Genomic DNA, 21,897 nt, shown 5'->3' on the forward strand with positions numbered 1-21,897 from the left:
TCATTAATATGGCTGGAGCTTTTTTGATGGCGTTTTTTGGTATTGGATGCAGTGAATGTTTTGTTTAAGCGGCACAAACAATAAGAAAAAAATAGAGGAGGAGCGCAGATGAAAGTTATGAAGCATCTGGTCATCCTGAGTGTCATTATTGTATTTTTTTCTTCAACTGTTTATGCAGATTACGCAAATTCTCCACTTCATTGGGGGTTTAAAAGGGGATCAAACGAACAGCCAGCAGATGCAGGAAAACCGCTAGATGATATGCTTAACAGACTCGGAGCGTATTACAAAGGTGACCCAAGCAAAAAAGATATTTATTTAACCTTTGATAATGGATATGAAAATGGGTATACGCCAAAAATTTTGGACGTTTTAAAAAAGGAAAAAGTGCCTGCCGCCTTTTTTATTACTGGCCATTACTTAAAAAGTGCCCCTGATCTCGTCAAACGAATGGCTGCGGAAGGTCATATTATTGGAAATCATTCCTGGCACCATCCCGATATGACAAAGATTAGCAATGAGAGGATTGCTGAGGAATTAGAAATGGTTCGAGAGGGAACAGAAAAGCTAACCGGGATTAAGCATATGGCATATTTGCGCCCACCTCGTGGCATTTTTAGCGAAAGGACAATCGAAGTGGCCAAACAAGCAGGCTATATTCATGTATTCTGGTCATTAGCTTATAGGGATTGGGATGTTGACCGGCAAAAGGGCTGGCAATATGCCTATGATAATATTATGAAGCAAATCCACCCAGGTGCTATCTTATTGATACATAGCATTTCGAAGGACAATGCCGATGCCCTTGAAAAAGCCATCCAGGATTTGAAAAAGAGGGGATATAGTTTTAAAAGTTTGGATGATTTAATGATGAGTGAGGCTTTTGAGGATCGAATGCTTTACTAAAGTGGGAACTGGCGGATATATCTGGAAAGTCGCGGATATAACGACAGAAGTGGCGGATATAATAAAAATCTGGCGGATATATGCTCAAAAGTCGCGGATATAATCGAATGATCGTAGAAGAAAAGTTTTATGTAATTGGGTAGTGGCCGATATTTCAGGGAAACTGACCGATATAGTTGAAAAAGTGACGGATATAATTGAAGAAGTGACCGATATAAGGAAAATTCTCTTTCTGAATATGCAAAAGAAACCCGAAATTCTTAGGAACTTCGGGTTTCTTTTTGTAAATTAATAATCAAATTTGAATGATACAGAAATTTGTACATAAATATTTATATGGCTACAAAAAAAGGGGGCTATTATGAAGTTATTCACAAATATAAGATTATCTGTTTTTATACCGATGTCCGTTATTCTTTTATTAGCAATCATTATCGGGGTAGTTGCGCCTGAATCTTTTTATAATATTGAAAATGCAATCGTTCAGTTTGCTTTCCAAAACTTTGGATGGTTATTTCAGCTATCAAGTGTGTTATTTTTAGGTATTTGTATTTATTTAATGGCCTCAAAATATGGAAAAATTAGGATCGGTGGTCCTGATGCGAAGCCCGAATTGTCAACATGGAATTGGCTTACGATTTCATTAACTGCAGGTATTGCAACGGGGATCTTATTTTGGGGCATTGCAGAGCCTATCACCCATTTTATGAACCCTCCTATAGAACTAGGAATAGTGGCAGGAAGTGAAGAGGCGGCAATGTTCTCATTGTCTCAAACATTCATTCATTGGACGTTTTCTCCCTATGCGATGTACGGATTGGCAGGAGTCGGGATCGCGTTTGCTGTATATAATGCAAAACTTCCTTACCAGGTTAGTTCTGTACTATATCCAGTGTTTGGAAAGAGAATTAACGGTTCCGTGGGAGCCATAGTCGATAATTTATGTTTATTTGCTATAGTCGGTGGTATAGCTGCTGTACTCGGTGTAGGAACAATGCAAATTGCAACAGGCTTAAACATCATTACCGGTATCCCTAATGGTAAAGTGACATGGATTATTATTGTTAGTATTATTGTGGCTACGTATATCATTTCGAGTTATACCGGGATTAATAGAGGGATTCGTTGGCTTGCTGACAAAAACACGAAAATATTTATTGTTTTAGCAATCTTTGTGTTTATTTTTGGACCAATGTCATTTATTTTATCACTTGGAACACAGTCATTTGGCCATTACATTCAAGACTTCTTCATTAGATCTCTGTATTTGAGCCCAATAGATGGTTCAGAATGGCCAAGATGGTGGCCAATCTATTACTGGGCCATATGGTTGGCATATGCACCATTAATGGGAATGTTTTTAGCAAGAATTTCAAAAGGACGAACCATTAAACAGTTTATGATTATGAACGTTGGGGTACCAGCTATATTTGGTCTAATATGGTTTTCTATTTTTGGTGGTTCAGCTATTAATCTTCAATTAAATGGGGCAGGTATTTGGGAATCCATTGAAAAACATGGGATGGAAGTATCCGTTTTTTCCTTTTTGGAACATTACCCTTTAGCGACAATAACGAGCCTTGTTTTTATCATTACTGTATATATATCAATTGTTACGATGGCTGACTCGATGACAACTACTATTTCTTCTTTAACAGTAAAAACTTCAGGAGGCAGAGTTTCTGAAGCTCCAGGCAGAGTAAAAATCTATTGGGGAATCATTATGTCTTCAATGGCTATTATCAATCTATTGTCTGCCAGCGGAAAGATTAGCGGGATCGATGCTACAAAGCAAATTGCAACGATAGCAGGCTTTCCGATTTTGTTTTTCATGCTCTTATTGGCTTATACAACATTAAAGCTTATTACACAGCAGGAAAAATACGATGTTGCAACGTTTCCTGAATCAGCAAAGGTTATATTGGTGGATGATTCTAAGAATGAATCATAGCATGTTTGAGCAGTAATGGTAATAAGATTAAATACATTACTGCTCGGTTGTAACCGAGATTGTTTTTTCGTATTAGGGTAATGAGATACCCTACTGCTAAGGATTTGGGAAAAGTAGAGTGACAACCGTTTACGTTTTTTATTTTCTCATATTACCTTTTAATTAAAACTTAATTAAAGATTTTTCATGAAATAATGCTATAATTACGGAAAAATGGTTAAAGGACGGATCATTCTTGGAGACAATACAAATAAAAGGACCATATAATTTTGATCTAGTATTGGACAGGCTATCCATAGACCCTCTTAATCATGTCAATCTGGAAAATCGATCGGTAAAAGTGCCGTTGTTATTTGAAAACGAGCCGGTAGTAGCCGAGGTGAAAGCAACAGGAACGACTCTTGCACCTGAATTTGTGATCGAAGGAACAGTAGGAAGATGGAAAGAAAAAGCCGATCAGAGACTCGCGGAAATTTTCCAATGGCATGTCCCGCTTGAAAGCATCGCTGAGCATTTCAAAAATACCGATCTCAAGGAAATATTCAACACGCACTATGGAACGCCCATCGTATTAGATTTTTCTCCATACAGTTGTTTAGTAAAATGTATTATCCACCAGCAGCTGAATTTAGCTTTTGCCCATACATTAACAGAACGGTTTGTTAAAACATTTGGGTTTGAAAAAGATGGCGTGTGGTTCTATCCGCTGCCAGAAAAAGTGGCTACTCTTAAAGTGGAAGATCTTCGGGAGCTGCAATTTAGCGGGCGTAAAGCGGAATATGTAATAGGCATTGCCAATGAAATCGTAAATGGAAACTTAAACTTTGAAGAAATGAAAAACAAGTCTGATGAAGATATTTTTAAGCAAATGATCAAGCTTCGAGGGGTAGGTCCATGGACCGTCCAAAATTTCCTCATGTTTGGGCTTGGCAGATTGAATCTTTTTCCAATTGCCGACATTGGAATTCAAAATGCATTGAAAAAGCTTTACCAATTAGAAGCAAAACCAACCTTAGAAGAAATGGAGACATTCTCGAAAGGGTGGGAACCTTACTTAAGCTATGCTTCCCTTTATTTATGGAGGAGCATCGAATAATCTGGAGTGAATAATCATCATGAAACAAGAACAGTCCGTAAAAATAAAACTAAACCAAACTTTTCCACTAACAATCAAACGCCTCGGAATCAATGGTGAAGGCGTAGGCTATTTTAAAAAGCAGGTTGTCTTTGTACCAGGTGCCTTACCAGGAGAAGAAGTTGTGGTAGAAGCTTTGAAAGTCCATCCGAAGTTTGCAGAAGCAAAAATTAAGAAAATCCGCAAGAAATCAGAGCATCGTGTACAGCCGCTTTGTCCTGTATATGAGGAATGCGGAGGATGCCAGCTACAGCATCTACAATATAGCCAGCAGCTAAAAGAAAAACGTGACATTGTCATCCAGGCATTAGAAAGACATACAAAACTGAGTCTTGATCAGATTGAAATTAAAGAGACTATTGGAATGGAAGATCCATGGAATTACCGAAACAAAAGTCAATTCCAAGTAGGCTCTAGAGATGGCAAGGTTCTAGCTGGGCTTTACGGAATGAACTCCCATAAGCTTATCAACATTGATCAATGTGCTGTTCAGCATCCGAAAACAAGCAAAGCGACTGGCAAGGTGAAACGAATTCTCCAAGACTTACAAATCCCAATCTATAATGAAAGAACAAGAAAGGGACTCGTAAGAACAATTGTTACAAGAGTCGGCATCCAAACAGGAGAATTGCAAATTGTTCTCATCACAACGAAAAGAGAACTGCCTAAAAAACAATTGATTGTTCAAGAAATCAAAAAACGCCTGCCCGAAGTAAAATCCATCATTCAAAACATTAATGGGCAAAAAACGTCCTTAATTTTTGGAGAAGAAACAATCAATCTTGAAGGAAAGGATTTTATCCAGGAGACGCTAGGCGATCTTTCATTCGAACTGTCTGCTCGAACATTCTTCCAGCTTAACCCTGTGCAAACCGTCAAACTATATAATGAAGTAAAGAAGGCGGCAGGCCTAACGGGAAAAGAAAAAGTAGTGGATGCCTATTGCGGCGTTGGCACAATCGGCTTATGGGTCTCTGACCAAGCGGCTGATATCCGTGGAATGGATATTATTCCTGAATCGATTGAGGATGCGAAGAAAAATGCTGCACGACATGGTATTAAGCATGCTGAGTACGTCACTGGAAAAGCAGAGGTATTGCTGCCGAAATGGGTGAAAGAGGGATGGAAGCCTGATGTGATCATTGTGGATCCGCCTAGAACGGGGCTTGATGAGCAACTAATAAAAACGATTTTGAAAGTGAAGCCTAAGAAGGTTGTTTATGTGTCATGTAATCCATCGACTTTGGCTAAGGATATTGAGGTTTTGAGTGCTAGCTATAAGGTTGATATGATTCAGCCGGTGGATATGTTTCCACAGACGAGTCATGTTGAGTGTATTTCACAGATAGTTTTAAAAAATGATTGAGTGAGATTATTGCCCCCCCAACCTTTGCGAATTTGTTATATATTTTAACAACTTTGCTTTCGTTCACTTCAATCTTATCATAGTTACGCAATAGCATTTCTAGGGTTAAAGTATCAAATTACAAAAACTCATTCTAAATGTTTTTTGATGGTAGTTAGTTTACTTGTTGAGTGACTTTCTGCCATTATTTTTTTTGTTTTTTGCTTTTCAACTTCTAATTGTAGTAGTTTATCTTGTACCAAACTAACGAGGTTTTTATAATCCTCTTTTAAAATGTTCTCGCTAATGAATTTTTGCAGGGCTTTTCGCTTCATGTATATTTGTTTCTGAACTTGTTTAGATTGTAGCAATGCTTTATTTAACAGCAATATTCCCAAAAACAAAATGAAAGCCCTGCAGAGATGTAATCTCCACAGAGCTTTCCCTAACTATTTGTCAGCTGATCTTTCGACAAAATTCGATGAGCGACAGGGACTTTTCAGGGAATTTCCTTTCACTCACCTAAAATATCTTTAAAATCATCCAATGATAATTTGGGGAATACTTGCCACCTTGGGATTTCCAATGATCGCCCAAATGGCTCAGCATAACCAGGGTTAACGGTAAAAGCCATTTTTGTATTTAGTTCCTGCAAAATTTCCAACGTTTCTTCATTATATTCTCCATATGGAGCAGCAAATGTTATGGATTGTCCAAGCCATTCATTTGCCCGAACCAAATCCTCCTTGACTTCTGCTTTATCGTAGGCCGTCACGAAGGACATACCATTTTTATTTTTTTGATGGAACATGTTCGTGTGGTTTCCGTAATCAAATACATCCGAACTTTTTCTCACCTCATCAATACTGGCATATTGATGGAGAGCTGGTTTATAATGGACGTCTTCCTTTGTAATTAAGCCAGTTATCAAAAAATGTACTGCTTGAAAACCATGGTCTTTTAATACAGGATAGGCAAATTCAAAAACATTTTTAAAGCCGTCATCAAAGGTAAGTAAGACACTTTTAGCGGGTACCCTTTTCTCTCCAGTCATAAAAAGTTCGAATTCCTTTAACGATAATACCGTATAATGATTCTCCTTTAAGTAGTCCATCTGGGATTGAAAGTTTTCAAGAGTGATAATCGTCTCCTCTAACTCTCCATTATCTTGGAAATGGTGCTTTTCCAATTTTTCCTTTGGAATCACTTGATGATACATGAGCACGACAACCTTACTAGCATATTCCTCCATTCCCGTAAAATCTTTATTCACAGTATTGTATGGGACATTTGATACATTTAATGGTCCTTTGGCGGCAGCAGGAATAGCTCCATAATGGATAATATAGTCATAAAGTAAATAACAAAGAGGCAAAATAATCATCAAAAAAAGGGTTGTAAAAATAACATTGGATACAACATATTTTTTCATTCATTTAACCTCCAATATTTTTAGTCACATTTCCTTCTTTATGAAATACGATCTGCTTTCCAATCCGTTCAGATCGACTCCACCCTTCCTTATCAAAAAAATAGATAATTGTGCCAATGGATACAAAGAGCAGGCCTGTTACACGATAAAACATAACCTCAAATGGGATAAAAAATAAAAGTGAAACAAAATCTTTTATTTCATATTGGTGGCCATATCTACTAGAAACGATTAGAGTAGCAATATTTTGCAAAATCGCTAGTGAGATTGAAATGGTTAAAAGAAGAAATGCTAATTTTAAATGACTCATCGTTATGAGGACAACAACAGGGACAAGAAGTGTTGAATACGCACTTAAAGTTCCTAGTAAAAGAGAATCGAATAAAAGATAAGTTGATGCTGTAAAGTTCATTTTTCGATAAAAGGATTTTCGATACGTAATAACGCAATCCACAAATGCCTTTTGCCATCGTATGCGCTGCTTAAATAAATTTTTGAAGCTTTCTGGACATTCTGTATAACAAACAGCTTCTGGGACAAAAGCAATCCGTTTACCTTTCATTTTCGTTCCAATCAATTCTTGAATTCTTAATGTAATATCCATATCTTCACCAACCGTTTTTCTATAACCTTTAGCCTCAAGCAAAATGCTTTTGCGAAAAGCCCCAAACGCACCGGCGATAACAGTCATGGACTGTAATTTAGCTTGAGTTGCTTTATGCAAATAAAAGGATGTCATGTATTGAACAACTTGAAAACGAATAAGTCCGGAAATTTTAAAAGACGGTGTGAAGGCATTCCTTTCATTTTTATATCCTTGAACAATGTTCACCAACCCGCCGGCAGCGACGACTTTGTTATTGGAGAAGGCTTTGTTCATCTCTTTTAACGCGTTTGGTTCTAATACGCTGTCAGCGTCCAAAGTAATAATAATTTCCTTTTCCGCAAATTCGATACCTGTGTTTAATGCATCTGCTTTCCCCCCATTTTCTTTATCAATCACAAAGATATTAGGAAATCTTTGAGAGCGATACAGATCGTTCACCCTTTCGTGATTTAATCGCCCTAATTTCCCTCTGAAAGTTTTTTTAAGCGTAAGCAAGTCGTCTAATATCTTTAATGTATTGTCAATCGAACCGTCATTTATGAAAAAAACTTCAAGATTTGTGTAATTCACATTTTGGATTCCCATAAGACAATTTTTTATAACAAGGCTCTCATTGTAAGCAGGAATAAGTATGCAAATTCCTGTTTCTTTGCTTGGATCATTCTGTTTTTGAGGTCTGCTTGTATATAAAGGAATAAACATATATATAGTGTGAAAAAGGCCAAAAATACAAAAAAGAACGATTGTCATTATTAAGATCACTTTTCATCCTCCTCGGACCACTATGAATAGTTTGATGGATTGTTCTTTATACTAAATAACAAACAAGAAAAATATTCTTTATTAAGAACAGTTTGGGTAAAAAAAATAACGAACTATCCCCCAGTTTGCTGATAAACCTTGACATAATCAACTTGAAAAAGAACTGGAAATTGGGTTGTGTGATCGGGACTTCCCGGCCAATCCCCACCAACTGCTGTATTTAAGTATAAATACATTTCCTCTTGAGGAATATGATGATCAACTCTAAACCGTTCAACTCCATCAATAATCCATATAATCTCTTTTGGAGTCCATTCAATTCCAAAAACGTGAAACCCATTGGAATAATCCTCACCTATATAGTTACTGGAAAGACTTTTTAAAGAACGATCCTCCCCTTGCCAATGCATCACCATCCAAATTTCCTCTGGTTTATGCCCTAGCATCTCCATAATATCTATTTCTGGCAGCCAAATATGATCCGCGTTCGGCATCATCCAGAAAGCTGGAAAAACCCCTTGGCCTGATGGAAGTTTGGCCCTCATTTCAACTTTTCCATATAAAAAACTAAATTTATCCTTGGAATGGATTGCCCCAGATGTATACTTTCTATCACCTTTCTCTTCCTCTTTACTAATGATATTTAAAAAGCCCTTTTCAACATTTAGATTTTGATGCGAGTAAAATTGCAATTCATTATTCTTTTCTGCTGCCCATTCTTCAATATTCCACTTGCTTTGATCCAAATGAAAGCCTTCGAAATCTTCTTCCCAAACAAGCTCCCACCCATTATGGCTCACCATTTCTTCTACCTCCGATTCGCCAGTTTCAGCTTCACTTTCATCTACATGAATCTCAGTATTGTCGTGTATTCCCTTTAACGAATCCGGACTCTCTACTTCTCCTTTTTTATCATCAAAATATATAAAATATAGACTTACCCAAAATCCAGCAGCTAATATGAAAAGAAAAAGGAAGTTAACCCATTTTCCCATTGTTTTCGAATCCCCCCCTTTTCTTATTATAGAACAGATTTGTTCTTTATAAATAACATATTGTCATTATAATACATTCATCCATTTATTTTAACCCTTTTTAAGAACAATTTATTTTTTATATAGAACGATGAGGGCATAGGGACTGTTCCTGCGTTTCCCTATTGGTTTAATCTTATATAGCCGCAAGTATGATATATGCAATACATTTTCGCCCAGAAACATGAGAACCGTCCCCGTGTTTTTGGCTTTGTGATTGCTATAACAAATTTAAATCAAAAATTAGGATTGAACGTGGATTTAGAAGGATTATTTAACTAACTCTATAATAAAGGGTGTTCTACTACATCTTTTAAATTTTTGCACCACCCTCAACATTCACCACATTGTGAAGCGGTCGCGTGGTTGGAGCTGGTATAATAGAAAAGCAGTTGATATAGAAAAAATCTATACCATCTGCTTTTTTGTTTATAAAAATACCATTCAGGACCGATTTTCGTTAAAATAAACATTGCCGATTTTCACAATAGTTTTTTCATAAATTATAAATGCCCAAATGTACTTGTGTTTGATAATAAGTTATTAAGCATGATATAAGTGTAAAAGAAGTGGAACATTTGGCTTTAACCCGCATTAACGGGCAGTAATACTCCCACCTCAAAATTCAGCGAAAGCAAAGAAGTTAGGTGGGGGATGAAAGCCGACTAAGAACGCCACGTCATGTGGCAACGTCGGCACTAGCACGTCCTGTGCGTCGAAAAACCCCCACTGATTATAGTTTCACTTTATATTTTTTGACCGAGAGTTTGAAGGTGTATCCATAGTGAGAGGATTTGAGTTTGAAATGATAGATAATTTTTGGCGTGATTTACCACGACCATTTTTTGTACTTGCACCAATGGAAGATGTGACAGATGTTGTTTTTCGTCACGTAGTAAGTGAAGCCGGTCGACCGGATGTATTTTTCACAGAGTTTACAAACTCGGATAGCTATTGTCATCCAGAGGGTATGAAAAGTGTGCGTGGCCGTTTAGTTTTTACAGAAGATGAACAACCATTGGTGGCACATATTTGGGGGGATAATCCCGAATATTTCCGTCAAATGAGTATTGGCATGGCAGAGCTAGGATTTAAAGGCATTGATATTAATATGGGCTGCCCGGTTCCAAATGTGGCATCGAGAGGGAAGGGGAGTGGCCTTATTCTACGTCCAGACGTTGCGGCAGAACTTATTCAAGCAGCAAAAGAGGGCGGACTGCCTGTCAGCGTGAAAACACGACTTGGCTTTAAGAAGGTAAATGAGTGGGAGGAGTGGCTAACACATATTTTAAAACAGGATATTGCGAACCTTTCTATTCATTTACGTACAAGAGAGGAAATGAGCCAAGTAGATGCGCATTGGGAGCTAATTCCGGAAATCAAAAAATTACGTGACCGTATTGCACCAAATACGCTGATAACAATCAATGGAGACATTCCTGACCGTCAAACTGGGCTGCAGCTTGCTGAACAATATGGTATTGATGGCGTTATGATCGGGCGAGGTATTTTCAAAAATCCTTTTGCTTTTGAAAAAGAACCAAAAGAACATAGCAGTAAAGAATACCTTGATCTTTTAAGACTGCAGCTTGATCTTCAAGATCAATATGCGGAAGTACTACCACGTTCCATCACAGGGCTTCATCGTTTTTTCAAAATTTATGTCAAAGGATTCCCTGGAGCTGCTGAATTAAGAAATCAATTGATGAACACGAAATCAACAGATGAAGTGCGTGCATTACTTGATAACTTTGAAAAAGAATGTTGATGGGAGATATGTGATTACTAATAAACCCATGTTGAAGCTGTAACGAAGGCAACAAACCCTTTGAGGGAGTTGCCTATTTACTTTTTTGATATGGTATTTACGACGAAGTAGTATTCGTTTTATCAAGTGGCATTGTTGGGACTGAATTAGGATTATATGCATCTATAGTCCAAGCAGCAAAAATAAGCTTTTTTGACTGGTTTGAGTATATAGGTTATAAATGTATAAGCATGGAGACTCTAACTACATGACTATCACTATTACTTAATTACTACAACACAGTCGAGGAAAGGTGCGGAGATCGAAAAAATAATGCCTGTCGTTTAAGAGGTCTGTAACTAATTTTACATATAGGAGGTTCATTGTGGATAATAACGATATATTAATTCGATTGAGATATGCAATGGAGATTAAAAATAAAGAAATGGCAGAGATATTTAAACTTGGCGGTGTGGATGTAACAGTACCAGAAGTCATAAAGATTCTCACCAAATCAGACGAGTATGATGATGAAAGTGACGATCAAATAAAATGTAATAACAGTATGTTAGATTCATTTTTAAATGGTTTTATTATTTTTAAACGAGGAAAACAAGATCCAAAACCAACACAGTCCGATACCCCAGAACCGTCCATAAAGAAAAGTGCAAACGTTAATAATCTCCTGTTAAAGAAAGTAAAAATAGCATTGGCATTAACTACTGAAGATATGCTGGATATATTCGAAAAAGCAGGAATTACGGTTTCAAAAGGAGAACTCGGGGCTTTATTAAGAAAAGAAGGGCATAAGAATTATAAAGAGTGCGGAGATAAATATGCCAGGAATTTCTTAAAAGGGTTAGCTGTCAAATACAGGGGATAATGCAATAAGAATTATTTAGGTGTTTTACAACGTAAATATAAAAGAGAATTAGACAAATACGTTTTATTTACTAAAAAAGTATGGTGAAGATAGTGACAGCTGTACATATAAGATGGTTTGGAGCATATAGCCTTGATCATTTTTACACTAAGGATATAGCTTTACATTCAGGAATCTATGCAATTTATAGAGTATACGGTGAAAAGGAAACTTTACTTTATATAGGAAAAACTAGCAGGAACTTTTGGCAAAGGATAAGTGAACATAATAAAGATTGGTTATGGAATGTAAAAGGGAAAATTAAGATTAGATTAGGGTTATTAGAATTTCCTGATGGCGGAAGATATTCAGCTAAGAAATTAGCTGATGTTGAATCGTTATTGATATTGTGGCATTTACCGAAAGAAAACACGACATCTACATGCTATTATCGGGGTAGAGTTGATTTGGAAATTATTAATTTCGGAAGAAGAGGTCTATTAGATAAAAAGGTTACAGCAAAGGAATTAGATTGGGTATAGGGGATAAGTATTTTGATAGAAAAAGAGTTAGTAAACTTTTTCGATGCAATTAAAATGCTAAGGGACAGTGAGATTATCAGATCTGATAGATATCTGGGGGATATTGGTGAATATATCTGTCAAAAGCTGTATGGACATTTTTATAAATAATCCTATAAGTATGTATATTTTGATAATGGTAAAATTGTATTGAAATGAAAGTATTTAAATTTGTAATAAATGTTACTAGGGTAAACATCTCTACATCATTCTATCTGCGATCACCATCCAAGCCAAGTGGAAGCGGTTGTGACGTTTGAACTTAACAATGTGTAAGAATAAAGTCCGATGATTCAAAGTTGAATGATCGGGCTTTTTCTGTGTATAAATAAAATTGCCGGCGGATTTTTCCCGTAAGCCTTGATGTACGAAGTATACTTTTTCTAAACAAATTGGAGTCATTGTGAAATAAATATAAACCCACTATGTACAGATCATCCTCAAATTCTACATTTCCTTCTTTTAACAAAAATTTACACGATACATCTTGTTTTTAATTAAATTTACAAAACCTTTACAAAGTCCGTGTAGAGAATTTACATTACACATTTAATCTACTATTAGACAATATACGACAAAATCGTCGCTAACCAATGATCTTGGAGGAAATAAATGATTATTTTTAAAAAAGTAAAAATGGGATTATTGTTGCTATCTTTACTAGTAGTATTATCAGCATGTACAAGTAATAGTGATACGGATACACAAGCGTCAAATGGCAGTGGTTCTACAATAGCTATTTCAGGATCTACGTCTGTTGGGCCGCTTGCTGAAAAATTAGCTATGAAATATAAAGAGAAAGATAATGCGAATATTGAAATAAATCAGATTGGTTCTTCTGCCGGTATTACAAACGCAATCAATGGTGTGTCGGAAATCGGTATGTCTTCTCGGGATTTGAAAGAAGAAGAGAAAGCGAATGGGTTGAATGAAGTCGTAATTGCTTATGACGGAATTGTTGTAGTGACTCATCCAAGTAACAAAGTAAAGAATCTTACGATGGAGCAAGTAAAACAGATTTTTACTGGTGAAGTCACGAATTGGAGTGAACTGGGTGGGGATGACATGGAAATTGTCGTTGTCTCTCGTGAGGATGGATCAGGTTCTCGTGATGCGTTCCAAGAAATTGTAGGCTATAGCTCTGGTGAATTAATTAGAAGTGCCATTATCGCAAGTGGTAACGGAAATATAAAAACAACTGTTGCGAACAATAAACATGCAGTTGGCTTTATTTCTTTTGAATACATTGATGACTCGATTTCAACCATCGATATTGATGGCGTAGAGGCTACTGCAGAAAATGTCCTGCAAAAAAAATACAGTTTGTCACGACCATTCTTGTTTGTATACAAAGATGGGAATCTAACGAAGGCTGGCCAACAATTTATTGATTTTATCTTAAGTCCAGATGGCCAGCGTATTGTAGCAGAGGCAGGAGCAATTCCTGTAAAGTAAAAAACAATAACATAATTTCTAAAAGTAATCTTGGAGGAATACTGTGTGTCTATCCCAACAAAGCACAATGTAGAAATCGGCAAAGCCAATAAAAGGAAGTATTTTTTAGAGAAGGTATCAGCAAGAGTGTTCTTGATTTGTGCTCTTCTTTCAGTCATCTCTTTATTGTTAATCATTGGATTTGTTTTTTATAAAGGCTCACATCCATTTGTGGCTGGGGGCTATAGCTTTATGGACTTTATTTTTGGTACCGATTGGGTACCAAGTGAAGAAAAATTCGGCATATTCCCAATGATTGTTGCATCAATTTTTGCAACCATTGGGGCATTAATCATCGGGGTTCCTATTGGATTATTTACAGCTATATTCTTAGCAGAAATAGCCTCGAAAAAAGTAGCCAAAATCATTTCACCTGCGATTCAGTTATTAGCTGGTATCCCATCGGTTTTATATGGTGTTTTTGGACTTGCTATCATCGTTCCTTTTTTACAAAATACTTTAGGCTTAGTGAAGGGGCAAAGCTTATTAGCTGTTATTCTTGTCCTAGCCATCATGATGTTACCAACCATTGTGACAGTAGCAGAGACATCAATTCGTGCTGTGCCAAACACATACCGCGAAGGGTCACTAGCTCTTGGTGTGTCACAGATTGGAACCATTTTTAAAGTAGTTGTCCCAGCAGCTAAATCAGGGATAATGACAGCAATCGTATTAGGTTTGGGCCGGGCAATCGGCGAAACGATGGCTGTTATATTAGTGGCTGGCAATAGTTTAATCGTACCAACTAGCCTGACTGATAGTGTTCGTCCACTAACGACAAATATTGCGTTAGAAATGGGTTATGCAGCTGGCATTCATCAAGAAATGCTGTTTGCAACTGGAATTGTTTTATTCTCATTTATATTAATTTTGAATTTGGTATTAGGGAAAATAAGTGCGAAGGGCGGTAACTAAGGTGAGACAATTGAAAGATAACTTGTTACGTGGACTTTTATGGCTTTCAGCTCTTCTTTCCGTTGCCGTTCTCGTAATAATTGTTGGCTATATCTTTTATAAAGGAATGAATTTGATTAGCTTCGATTTCATCTTTGGCGATTATTCTCCTACTGGAGATGGCGGTATTTGGCCAATGATTGTAACAACTATTTACACAGTCGTGATTTCATTAATTATTGCAGCACCAATCGGTATATTAGCGGCCGTTTATTTGCAAGAATATGCTAAACAAGGTCGATTAGTAAAAATCATACGCTTTGCAACAGAAAGCTTAACCGGTATTCCCTCGATTATTTATGGTTTGTTTGGAGCAGTATTCTTTGTAACGACATTAAAATTAGGGATGTCTATCATAGCTGCTTCGTTAACATTAACGATTATCGTTTTACCTGTTATTATCCGAACAACAGAAGAAGCATTAAAAACAGTCCCTGGGTCGTATCGTGAAGGTTCATTAGCTCTAGGAACAACAAAGTTACAAACATTATATAAGGTGATTTTACCTAGTGCGATGCCAGGAATATTATCTGGTATCATTCTCTCTGTTGGACGAATTGTTGGTGAATCAGCTGCTATATTTTTGACGGCTGGAACAGTAGCTGCTATGCCAGAGAGTATCCTTTCATCAGCCAGAACGTTAACTGTTCATTCCTATTTAGTAACACAAGAGTCTGGAGACATTGAACTAGCTGCTGCAATTGGTATTGTTCTCATCGTAATTATTTTGGCTATCAATCTTTCAGCAACATTTTTATCAAAAAAATTAAACAAAGCAGATAAATAAGGAGTATGTTTATGAGCACATCAGTAATGGAACGTAATGAGAGAGCGATTAAACAAAATCAAATAGAGAAGGATTTTTCACATATAGAGGAAGGTAAAACGAAAATTAGTGTGAAGGATTTAAATTTATTTTATGGCGAGAAACAAGCACTGTTCGGAGTATCTCTTGATATTCTTGAAAAAGAGGTTACAGCTTTAATTGGCCCTTCAGGCTGTGGAAAATCTACTTTTTTACGAACTTTAAATCGTATGAATGATTTAATCGATGGTGTGAAAATTATCGGTGATATTGAAATCGATCATGAGAATATTTATAAAACGACTGATGTAATCAAATTACGTACAAAAGTAGGCATGGTATTTCAAAAACCAAATTTATTCCCTATGAGTATTTTTGACAATGTTGCCTATGGTCCAAGAATGCAAGGCATTAAAAATAAAAAAGAATTAAACAAAATTGTGGAAGAGAGTTTGCGCGGTGCAGCGATTTGGGACGAAGTAAAAGATCGTCTTAAAACATCAGCACTAGGTTTGTCTGGTGGTCAGCAACAACGTGTTTGTATTGCACGTGCTATTGCGATGAAACCGGACGTGATTCTAATGGACGAGCCAACTTCGGCCCTAGATCCAATATCAACGTTAAAAGTAGAAGAATTAATTTCAAATATGAAGAAAGATTATACGATTGTCATCGTTACTCATAACATGCAACAAGCTGCACGAATCTCTGATAAAACTGCGTTTTTCTTAAATGGGGAAGTAATCGAATATGACACTACAGATAAGATTTTTTCTATACCAAGTGATAAGAGAACAGAAGATTATGTAACAGGTCGATTTGGATAATTGGAGGTAACAAATGGTCATTCGTGAGAACTTTGAAAATAGTTTAATGAAAATAAAAGGGAAAATCACAGAAATGGGAGAACTCTCCATTGTCGCCCTAGAAAAAGCTTTTGATGCCTTAAAAACGCAAGATGTAGAGATCGCATTAAAAGTGATAGATGAAGATGCAAACATTGATGATCTTGAAATGGAATTAAATCAGTTTGTCATCTGGCTAATGGCAAAAGAACAGCCTGTTGCAAGAGATTTACGTGTACTTATTGGTGTACTTAAAATCTCATCTGAAATTGAACGCATTGCCGATTTTGCGGTGAATATGGCTAAAGCAACAATCAAGATTGGTAAAACAAATTCTTTATTGCATATTACCCATCTTGAGCAGATGAAAGAAGTATCTATTCATATGTTACAAAAAGCACTACAATCTTTTATGGAAGAAAGCATTGCTCTTGCTAAAGAGGTTAGTAGCTTAGAGGATGAAGTTGATAAATATCATGTTGACACATATAAGAGGCTTACTAATTATCTAAGTGACCATCCAGAAGAAACAAATCAGCTTGTACAATTATTATTTGTAAATCGTTATCTAGAAAGAACAGCAGACCATATAACTAATATCGCTGAAAGTACAGCGTATTTGATTAAAGGAAAAATGTACGATTTCAATTCATAATGTTAATCTAATTTTTGAAAAATTTACTTGAAACTAAAATCATATGAAGGGGGAGAGAAAACGATTGTTTTTCTCCCCTTGTTTAATTTAGAGTACTCTCAGATTTCTATAAATGATTAGTGTAGGAAAATCATTCAATGCCTTTTGTTAGAACTTGGTGGTGTGACGAATGAAATGGGAGCATGTAGGTAAACAGAAATTTATTGGGGGTCAGGACCCTTTTTTTAAAATTTCTTTTTAGCACCGATTTCTACCCTCACAAAAAAATCCATATATATAGAAGTAAAAGCCAACAGGAGTAGAAACCATTGGACAAACAAAAAAGCGGATTTAGATGGATTGTATTTGGTTCTGTACTTTTTACGTATGTGCTTATGTCGAGCCAGCGAACGGCTCCAGGATTGATTACCGACCAAGTGATGTTTGATTTTCAAGTAACAGCAACAACGATTGGGTTACTGACAAGTATTCAATTTTTTGTGTACACTGGATTGCAAATTCCGATGGGGTTATTGGCTGACCGTTTTGGGCCTAATTTTTTTCTAATTGTCGGTGCCTTTCTTACAGGTTTAGGTACAATTATTTATAGTCTTGGCACGCATGAATTTGTCTTGTTTTTTGCTAGAATTATGACAGGGTTGGGAGATGCGACCATTTGGGTCAATATGGTGTTAATTTTGAGTCAATGGTTTAATGCAAAGGAATTTACACGATTAATTGGTGTGGCAGCCATGACAGGAAGCCTTGGTTTCCTTTTAGCAACCGTCCCTTTCTCCACCTTGATTGACTATCTTGGTTGGGGGGGATCATTCTTTTCAGCGGGGCTGCTTTTATCTTTATGTGGCATCCTCCTTTACTTTGTACTTGGTAAAAAAACAAGACAACTCTTTCCTAACGGATCGGCAGTTGTTAAAAAGGAAATACAACGTGAAAAAACTATGGTTTTGCTGCGAAGAATTTTATCGAATCGGCAAGCATGGGCTTTATTTTTTTGTCATTTTGGGATTGTCGGGACGTATGTTGGATTTATCAGTTCATGGGGAGTGCCTTACGGGATGAATGTGTATGGAATGACACGTTCAGCTGCAAGTCAGCTTATGATGTTTAGCCTGATTGGGGCGTTTATTGGAGCTCCTCTAGGCAGCTGGATTTCTAGTCGTTTAGAAACCATTAAACGGCCATATATTGTTGTTCACATAATTCTTTTATTAAGCTGGTCCATCTTTCTTTTTTTTAATGGGCAACCGCCATTTTCCCTGTTAACGATGCTTTTCTTTATTATTGGCCTGGCCTATGGAGCAAATGCCTTAACTTTTGCTGCCGTTCGTCAATCTTTTTCTATTCGTGAAATTGGCATTGTCTCTGGATTTGCGAACACGGGTGGTTTCTTAAGTGCCGTATTGCTGCCAAGTATATTTGGAAAAATGTTGGATCATTTTCAGGCTGTTTCGGGAAGTGTAATTGATGGCTATTACTACGGTTTCATTACTCCAGTAATCTTCTCTGTGATTGGTTTGATTGGAGTGAGTTCAATTAGGGAAAAGCGTCGTGAGGCAGGACACATGATAAATTCCACAAATCTTAAATAAATACGACAAAATACTCTTTTGGCCAAATTGATTATTTATTCAGATAATTTTAACGATATATATTGATTTATTTTATATTTATTGGTATTGTATATTTAAGATTTCATAATGATCACATGTTACTGATACGATCAGGCATGGCGGTAAACCGGGAGAGCCACTAGTTCTTTCATTTACCTCCATGCCTTTTTATGTCTAAACAATTTCAATATTAAGGAGTTATTAAAAATGTTTTCAAATTTATTTAAGAAACGTAAATTACAAATATTCGCACCTGTTAATGGAGAGGTCCTTTCACTTGATAAGGTTCCCGACCCCGTTTTTAGCGAAAAAATGATGGGAGAAGGAGTCGCCATTATGCCAGATGAAGGTAATATACATGCTCCTATTGAGGGAACTGTTATTCTGATGCCAGACACAAAACATGCAATAGGAATACGTTCTAAAGATGGAACGGAAATTCTTATTCACATTGGATTGGAAACGGTTTCATTAAAAGGCAATGGATTTAATACACATGTAATAATGGGGGATTCAATTTCAATTGGCCAATTGCTAATAGAGGTAGATTGGTCCTATCTCAAAGAACATGCCGAAAGTATTATTACTCCAATTGTCATTACAAATAGTAGTGACAGGGTCATCCAGTTTGAAAATATCAAGCAGGGTTTTGCTGGTGAAACAGTGTTAATGACTGTCTCGCCTTTATAAGATAAGAACTTATTTGGTAAAGAAAGGAGGAGGCTCGCAATCAAAATAAAAAAGATTCTTAATAATAATGCAGTCATTGTCATTGACGATGTCCGTGAGAAAATTGCGATTGGTTCTGGAATTGCTTTTAACAAGAAACGAAATGATCCTGTAAATGTTGAAAAAGTAGAGAAGATATTTGTCATGAGGGAAAATGAAAAGCTTGAACAATTATTAAGCAGGATACCTGAAGAGCATTTTACCATATCAGAAGAAATTATTACGTATGCAGAAGAATGTATGGGTACGAAATTAAATGATCATATTCATATTGTTCTAACAGATCATCTTTCATTTGCAATTGAAAGAACAATAGAAGGCATTTATATCCATAATAAATTATTAAATGAAATTAAAATACTTTATCAAAAAGAATTTGAAATTGGTCTATGGGCGCTTCAACATATAAGAAAAGTTTGCCAAGTGGAAATGCCGGAAGATGAAGCTGCTTTTATCGCGCTTCACCTTCATACAATGAAACCCCAAGGAGGTGATTTGCATCAGACGGTAAGGCAAACGGCGATTGTCCGTGATATGGTTCAATCAATTAAGAGACATTTAGCCATTGCAATTGAAGAAGACGATATTTCTTATCAGCGGCTTATTACTCATCTTCGCTTTGCATTAACAAGATTAAGTCAAAACGAGCTTCACAGGTTGGATGAAGAAATGCTATTCATGATTCAAAGAAAGTTTCCTTCCTCATACAATTGTGCAAAGAAGGTTGCTGAGGATTTAGGAAGGATTCACGAAATAGATTTTCCAGAACAAGAACTAGGGTATATCACACTTCATATTGAGCGTTTAAGGAAGTAAGGCTTTCAACTGGAACTGCTATCATTTTATTATTTTCAAAAACTATGAATAGGAGTTGAATAAAAGATGATGAAATATCTGCAAAGACTTGGAGGTTCACTAATGCTTCCAGTTGCTGTGCTGCCAGCGGCTGCCATCTTGATGGGGATCGGATATTGGATTGACCATGATGGATGGGGGGCAGGGAATGCACTAGCTGCCTTTTTAATTAAAGCAGGCGGTTCGATTATTGATAATATTCCTATCTTATTTGCGGTTGGTGCAGCATTTGGATTGGCTAAGGAAAAGGATGGATCCGCGGCACTAAGTGGTCTCGTTGCATTCCTAGTTGTAACGACGATGTTATCGACAGACACAGTTGCCTTATTGCAGGGGGTTGATGCTGAAAGTGTAGATCCAGCCTTTGGGAAAATAAAAAATGCATTTATTGGTTTATTATCAGGTATTGTAGCTTCAATCATGTACAATCGATTTAGTCAGGTAAAGCTGCCAGACTTCTTAGCATTTTTTAGCGGGAAGAGGCTCGTCCCGATAATGTCTGCTGTCGCAATGCTAGTTGCATCAGCCGTATTATTCTATGTATGGCCTATCGTATATGGGGCACTAGTTTCATTTGGAGAAGGAATAAGTAGTTTAGGTGCTGCAGGAGCAGGATTATATGGGTTCTTTAACCGTCTATTAATCCCAACAGGTTTACACCATGCACTTAATGCCGTATTTTGGTTTGATACGATTGGAATCAATGATATCGGGAATTTCTGGAGCAGTTCAGGTGAAAAAGGAGTTACTGGAATGTACCAGGCTGGATTCTTCCCGATTATGATGTTTGGATTACCAGCTGCAGGACTCGCCATGTATCATACTGCTAAAACTAAGAGAAAAAAACAAGCAGCTTCCTTAATGTTGGCAGCAGGATTTGCTTCCTTTTTTACAGGTGTTACAGAGCCTCTTGAATTCGCTTTCATGTTCTTAGCACCAGCACTTTATTTAGTTCATGCTTTGTTAACGGGTCTTTCTCTATTTATTGCTGCTACTTTCCATTGGACTGCTGGTTTTGGGTTTAGTGCAGGATTTATTGATTATTTCTTAAGTCTTCGCATACCGATTGCCAATATGCCTCTAATGCTTCTCGTTCAAGGACTAGTCTTTGCAGTTATTTATTATGTATTATTCCGTTTCTTAATTGTAAAGTTCAATTTAAAAACACCTGGCAGAGAAGATGACACAGAAGAAGAGATTAATATCGGCCTTGGTAATGATTCTAATAATAAGTTTTATGACATGGCAACGAAGATTTATAATGCTTTAGGCGGGGACACTAATGTTGTTTCAGTCGATAATTGTGCAACACGTTTACGTGTAGAAGTAGAAAATATGGATCATGTGGATCAAAAGAAAATTAAAGATACAGGAGTCCATGGGATTAAGATTGTCGGACCAAAAAGCATTCAAGTAATCGTAGGGACAAATGTCCAATTTGTAGCAGATGAAGTTAAAAAAATCCGTAATAAATAGATAAATAATTTTTATTTTTAGTTTTTAAGAGTAGTATTTTGGGGCTGCTATAAACTTATAAGAACTGTTTAGCAGTAATAAAAACTAGTTAAACAGTTTTTATATTTTGGCT

At 36.6% G+C, this 21,897-nt stretch carries 19 protein-coding genes; 16 read left to right on the plus strand and 3 right to left on the minus strand.

Annotated features, from left to right (window positions below; translation table 11 throughout):
• Positions 1–117: 117 nt before the first annotated feature.
• The 4 genes from pdaA to rlmD all read left to right on the plus strand — a co-directional run bounded on the left by pdaA (position 118) and on the right by rlmD (position 5,358).
• On the plus strand, positions 118–906 hold the full coding sequence (pdaA, locus tag FSZ17_RS05795) for a delta-lactam-biosynthetic de-N-acetylase (RefSeq protein ID WP_057775431.1): 789 nt from the start codon (positions 118–120) through the stop codon (positions 904–906).
• Between the two features lie 361 nt (positions 907–1,267).
• Complete coding sequence (locus FSZ17_RS05800) at positions 1,268–2,857, plus strand: BCCT family transporter (RefSeq protein WP_057775300.1); 1,590 nt, start codon at positions 1,268–1,270, stop codon at positions 2,855–2,857.
• A 235-nt stretch (positions 2,858–3,092) separates the two neighbouring features.
• Positions 3,093–3,953, plus strand: a complete 861-nt coding sequence (locus FSZ17_RS05805; protein ID WP_057775297.1) for a DNA-3-methyladenine glycosylase family protein — start codon at positions 3,093–3,095, stop codon at positions 3,951–3,953.
• A gap of 19 nt (positions 3,954–3,972) precedes the next feature.
• Positions 3,973–5,358: a 23S rRNA (uracil(1939)-C(5))-methyltransferase RlmD gene (gene rlmD, locus FSZ17_RS05810; RefSeq protein ID WP_057775295.1), complete on the plus strand. Its 1,386-nt coding sequence runs from the start codon at positions 3,973–3,975 to the stop codon at positions 5,356–5,358.
• A 493-nt stretch (positions 5,359–5,851) separates the two neighbouring features.
• Here the strand turns inward: rlmD and FSZ17_RS05815 are convergent, their stop codons facing one another.
• The 3 genes from FSZ17_RS05815 to FSZ17_RS05825 form a co-directional block, all read right to left on the minus strand.
• Positions 5,852–6,769 carry a polysaccharide deacetylase family protein gene (locus tag FSZ17_RS05815; RefSeq protein WP_057775291.1) on the minus strand — a complete coding sequence of 306 codons (918 nt, stop codon included), beginning with the start codon at positions 6,767–6,769 and terminating at the stop codon, positions 5,852–5,854.
• Between the two features lie 4 nt (positions 6,770–6,773).
• Positions 6,774–8,138, minus strand: coding sequence for a glycosyltransferase family 2 protein (locus FSZ17_RS05820; RefSeq protein WP_057775289.1), 1,365 nt, complete (start codon positions 8,136–8,138; stop codon positions 6,774–6,776).
• 113 nt (positions 8,139–8,251) lie between these two features.
• On the minus strand, positions 8,252–9,133 hold the full coding sequence (locus tag FSZ17_RS05825) for a glycoside hydrolase family 16 protein (RefSeq protein ID WP_057775288.1): 882 nt from the start codon (positions 9,131–9,133) through the stop codon (positions 8,252–8,254).
• An 823-nt stretch (positions 9,134–9,956) separates the two neighbouring features.
• Between FSZ17_RS05825 and FSZ17_RS05830 the strand changes: the two genes are divergently transcribed.
• From FSZ17_RS05830 to nagE, 12 genes are all read left to right on the plus strand, one after another.
• Positions 9,957–10,940 (plus strand): tRNA dihydrouridine synthase, encoded by a 984-nt coding sequence (locus tag FSZ17_RS05830; RefSeq protein ID WP_057775286.1) that lies wholly within the window; start codon positions 9,957–9,959, stop codon positions 10,938–10,940.
• Between the two features lie 364 nt (positions 10,941–11,304).
• Positions 11,305–11,802, plus strand: a complete 498-nt coding sequence (locus tag FSZ17_RS05835) for a YehS family protein (RefSeq protein ID WP_082625349.1) — start codon at positions 11,305–11,307, stop codon at positions 11,800–11,802.
• Between the two features lie 83 nt (positions 11,803–11,885).
• Complete coding sequence (locus tag FSZ17_RS05840) at positions 11,886–12,323, plus strand: GIY-YIG nuclease family protein (RefSeq protein WP_057775427.1); 438 nt, start codon at positions 11,886–11,888, stop codon at positions 12,321–12,323.
• 651 nt (positions 12,324–12,974) lie between these two features.
• A complete protein-coding gene (locus FSZ17_RS05845; protein ID WP_057775284.1) occupies positions 12,975–13,817 on the plus strand; it encodes a phosphate ABC transporter substrate-binding protein in 843 nt (280 codons plus the stop codon).
• Between the two features lie 45 nt (positions 13,818–13,862).
• Positions 13,863–14,771, plus strand: coding sequence for a phosphate ABC transporter permease subunit PstC (pstC, locus tag FSZ17_RS05850; protein WP_057775281.1), 909 nt, complete (start codon positions 13,863–13,865; stop codon positions 14,769–14,771).
• Between the two features lies 1 nt (position 14,772).
• Positions 14,773–15,597 carry a phosphate ABC transporter permease PstA gene (gene pstA, locus FSZ17_RS05855; protein WP_057775277.1) on the plus strand — a complete coding sequence of 275 codons (825 nt, stop codon included), beginning with the start codon at positions 14,773–14,775 and terminating at the stop codon, positions 15,595–15,597.
• A gap of 26 nt (positions 15,598–15,623) precedes the next feature.
• Entirely contained in the window at positions 15,624–16,442 is an 819-nt protein-coding gene (pstB, locus tag FSZ17_RS05860) for a phosphate ABC transporter ATP-binding protein PstB (RefSeq protein ID WP_082625355.1), read from the plus strand.
• 13 nt (positions 16,443–16,455) lie between these two features.
• Positions 16,456–17,115, plus strand: a complete 660-nt coding sequence (phoU, locus tag FSZ17_RS05865; protein ID WP_057775275.1) for a phosphate signaling complex protein PhoU — start codon at positions 16,456–16,458, stop codon at positions 17,113–17,115.
• 308 nt (positions 17,116–17,423) lie between these two features.
• On the plus strand, positions 17,424–18,704 hold the full coding sequence (locus FSZ17_RS05870; RefSeq protein ID WP_057775273.1) for an MFS transporter: 1,281 nt from the start codon (positions 17,424–17,426) through the stop codon (positions 18,702–18,704).
• Between the two features lie 228 nt (positions 18,705–18,932).
• Complete coding sequence (locus tag FSZ17_RS05875) at positions 18,933–19,415, plus strand: PTS sugar transporter subunit IIA (RefSeq protein ID WP_057775271.1); 483 nt, start codon at positions 18,933–18,935, stop codon at positions 19,413–19,415.
• Between the two features lie 39 nt (positions 19,416–19,454).
• A complete protein-coding gene (locus FSZ17_RS05880; RefSeq protein ID WP_057775269.1) occupies positions 19,455–20,270 on the plus strand; it encodes a PRD domain-containing protein in 816 nt (271 codons plus the stop codon).
• A gap of 66 nt (positions 20,271–20,336) precedes the next feature.
• Positions 20,337–21,785: an N-acetylglucosamine-specific PTS transporter subunit IIBC gene (gene nagE, locus FSZ17_RS05885; RefSeq protein ID WP_057775268.1), complete on the plus strand. Its 1,449-nt coding sequence runs from the start codon at positions 20,337–20,339 to the stop codon at positions 21,783–21,785.
• Positions 21,786–21,897 lie beyond the last annotated feature (112 nt).

The sequence above is a fragment of the Cytobacillus dafuensis genome, assembly GCF_007995155.1.
GTDB lineage: Bacteria > Bacillota > Bacilli > Bacillales > Cytobacillaceae > Cytobacillus > Cytobacillus dafuensis.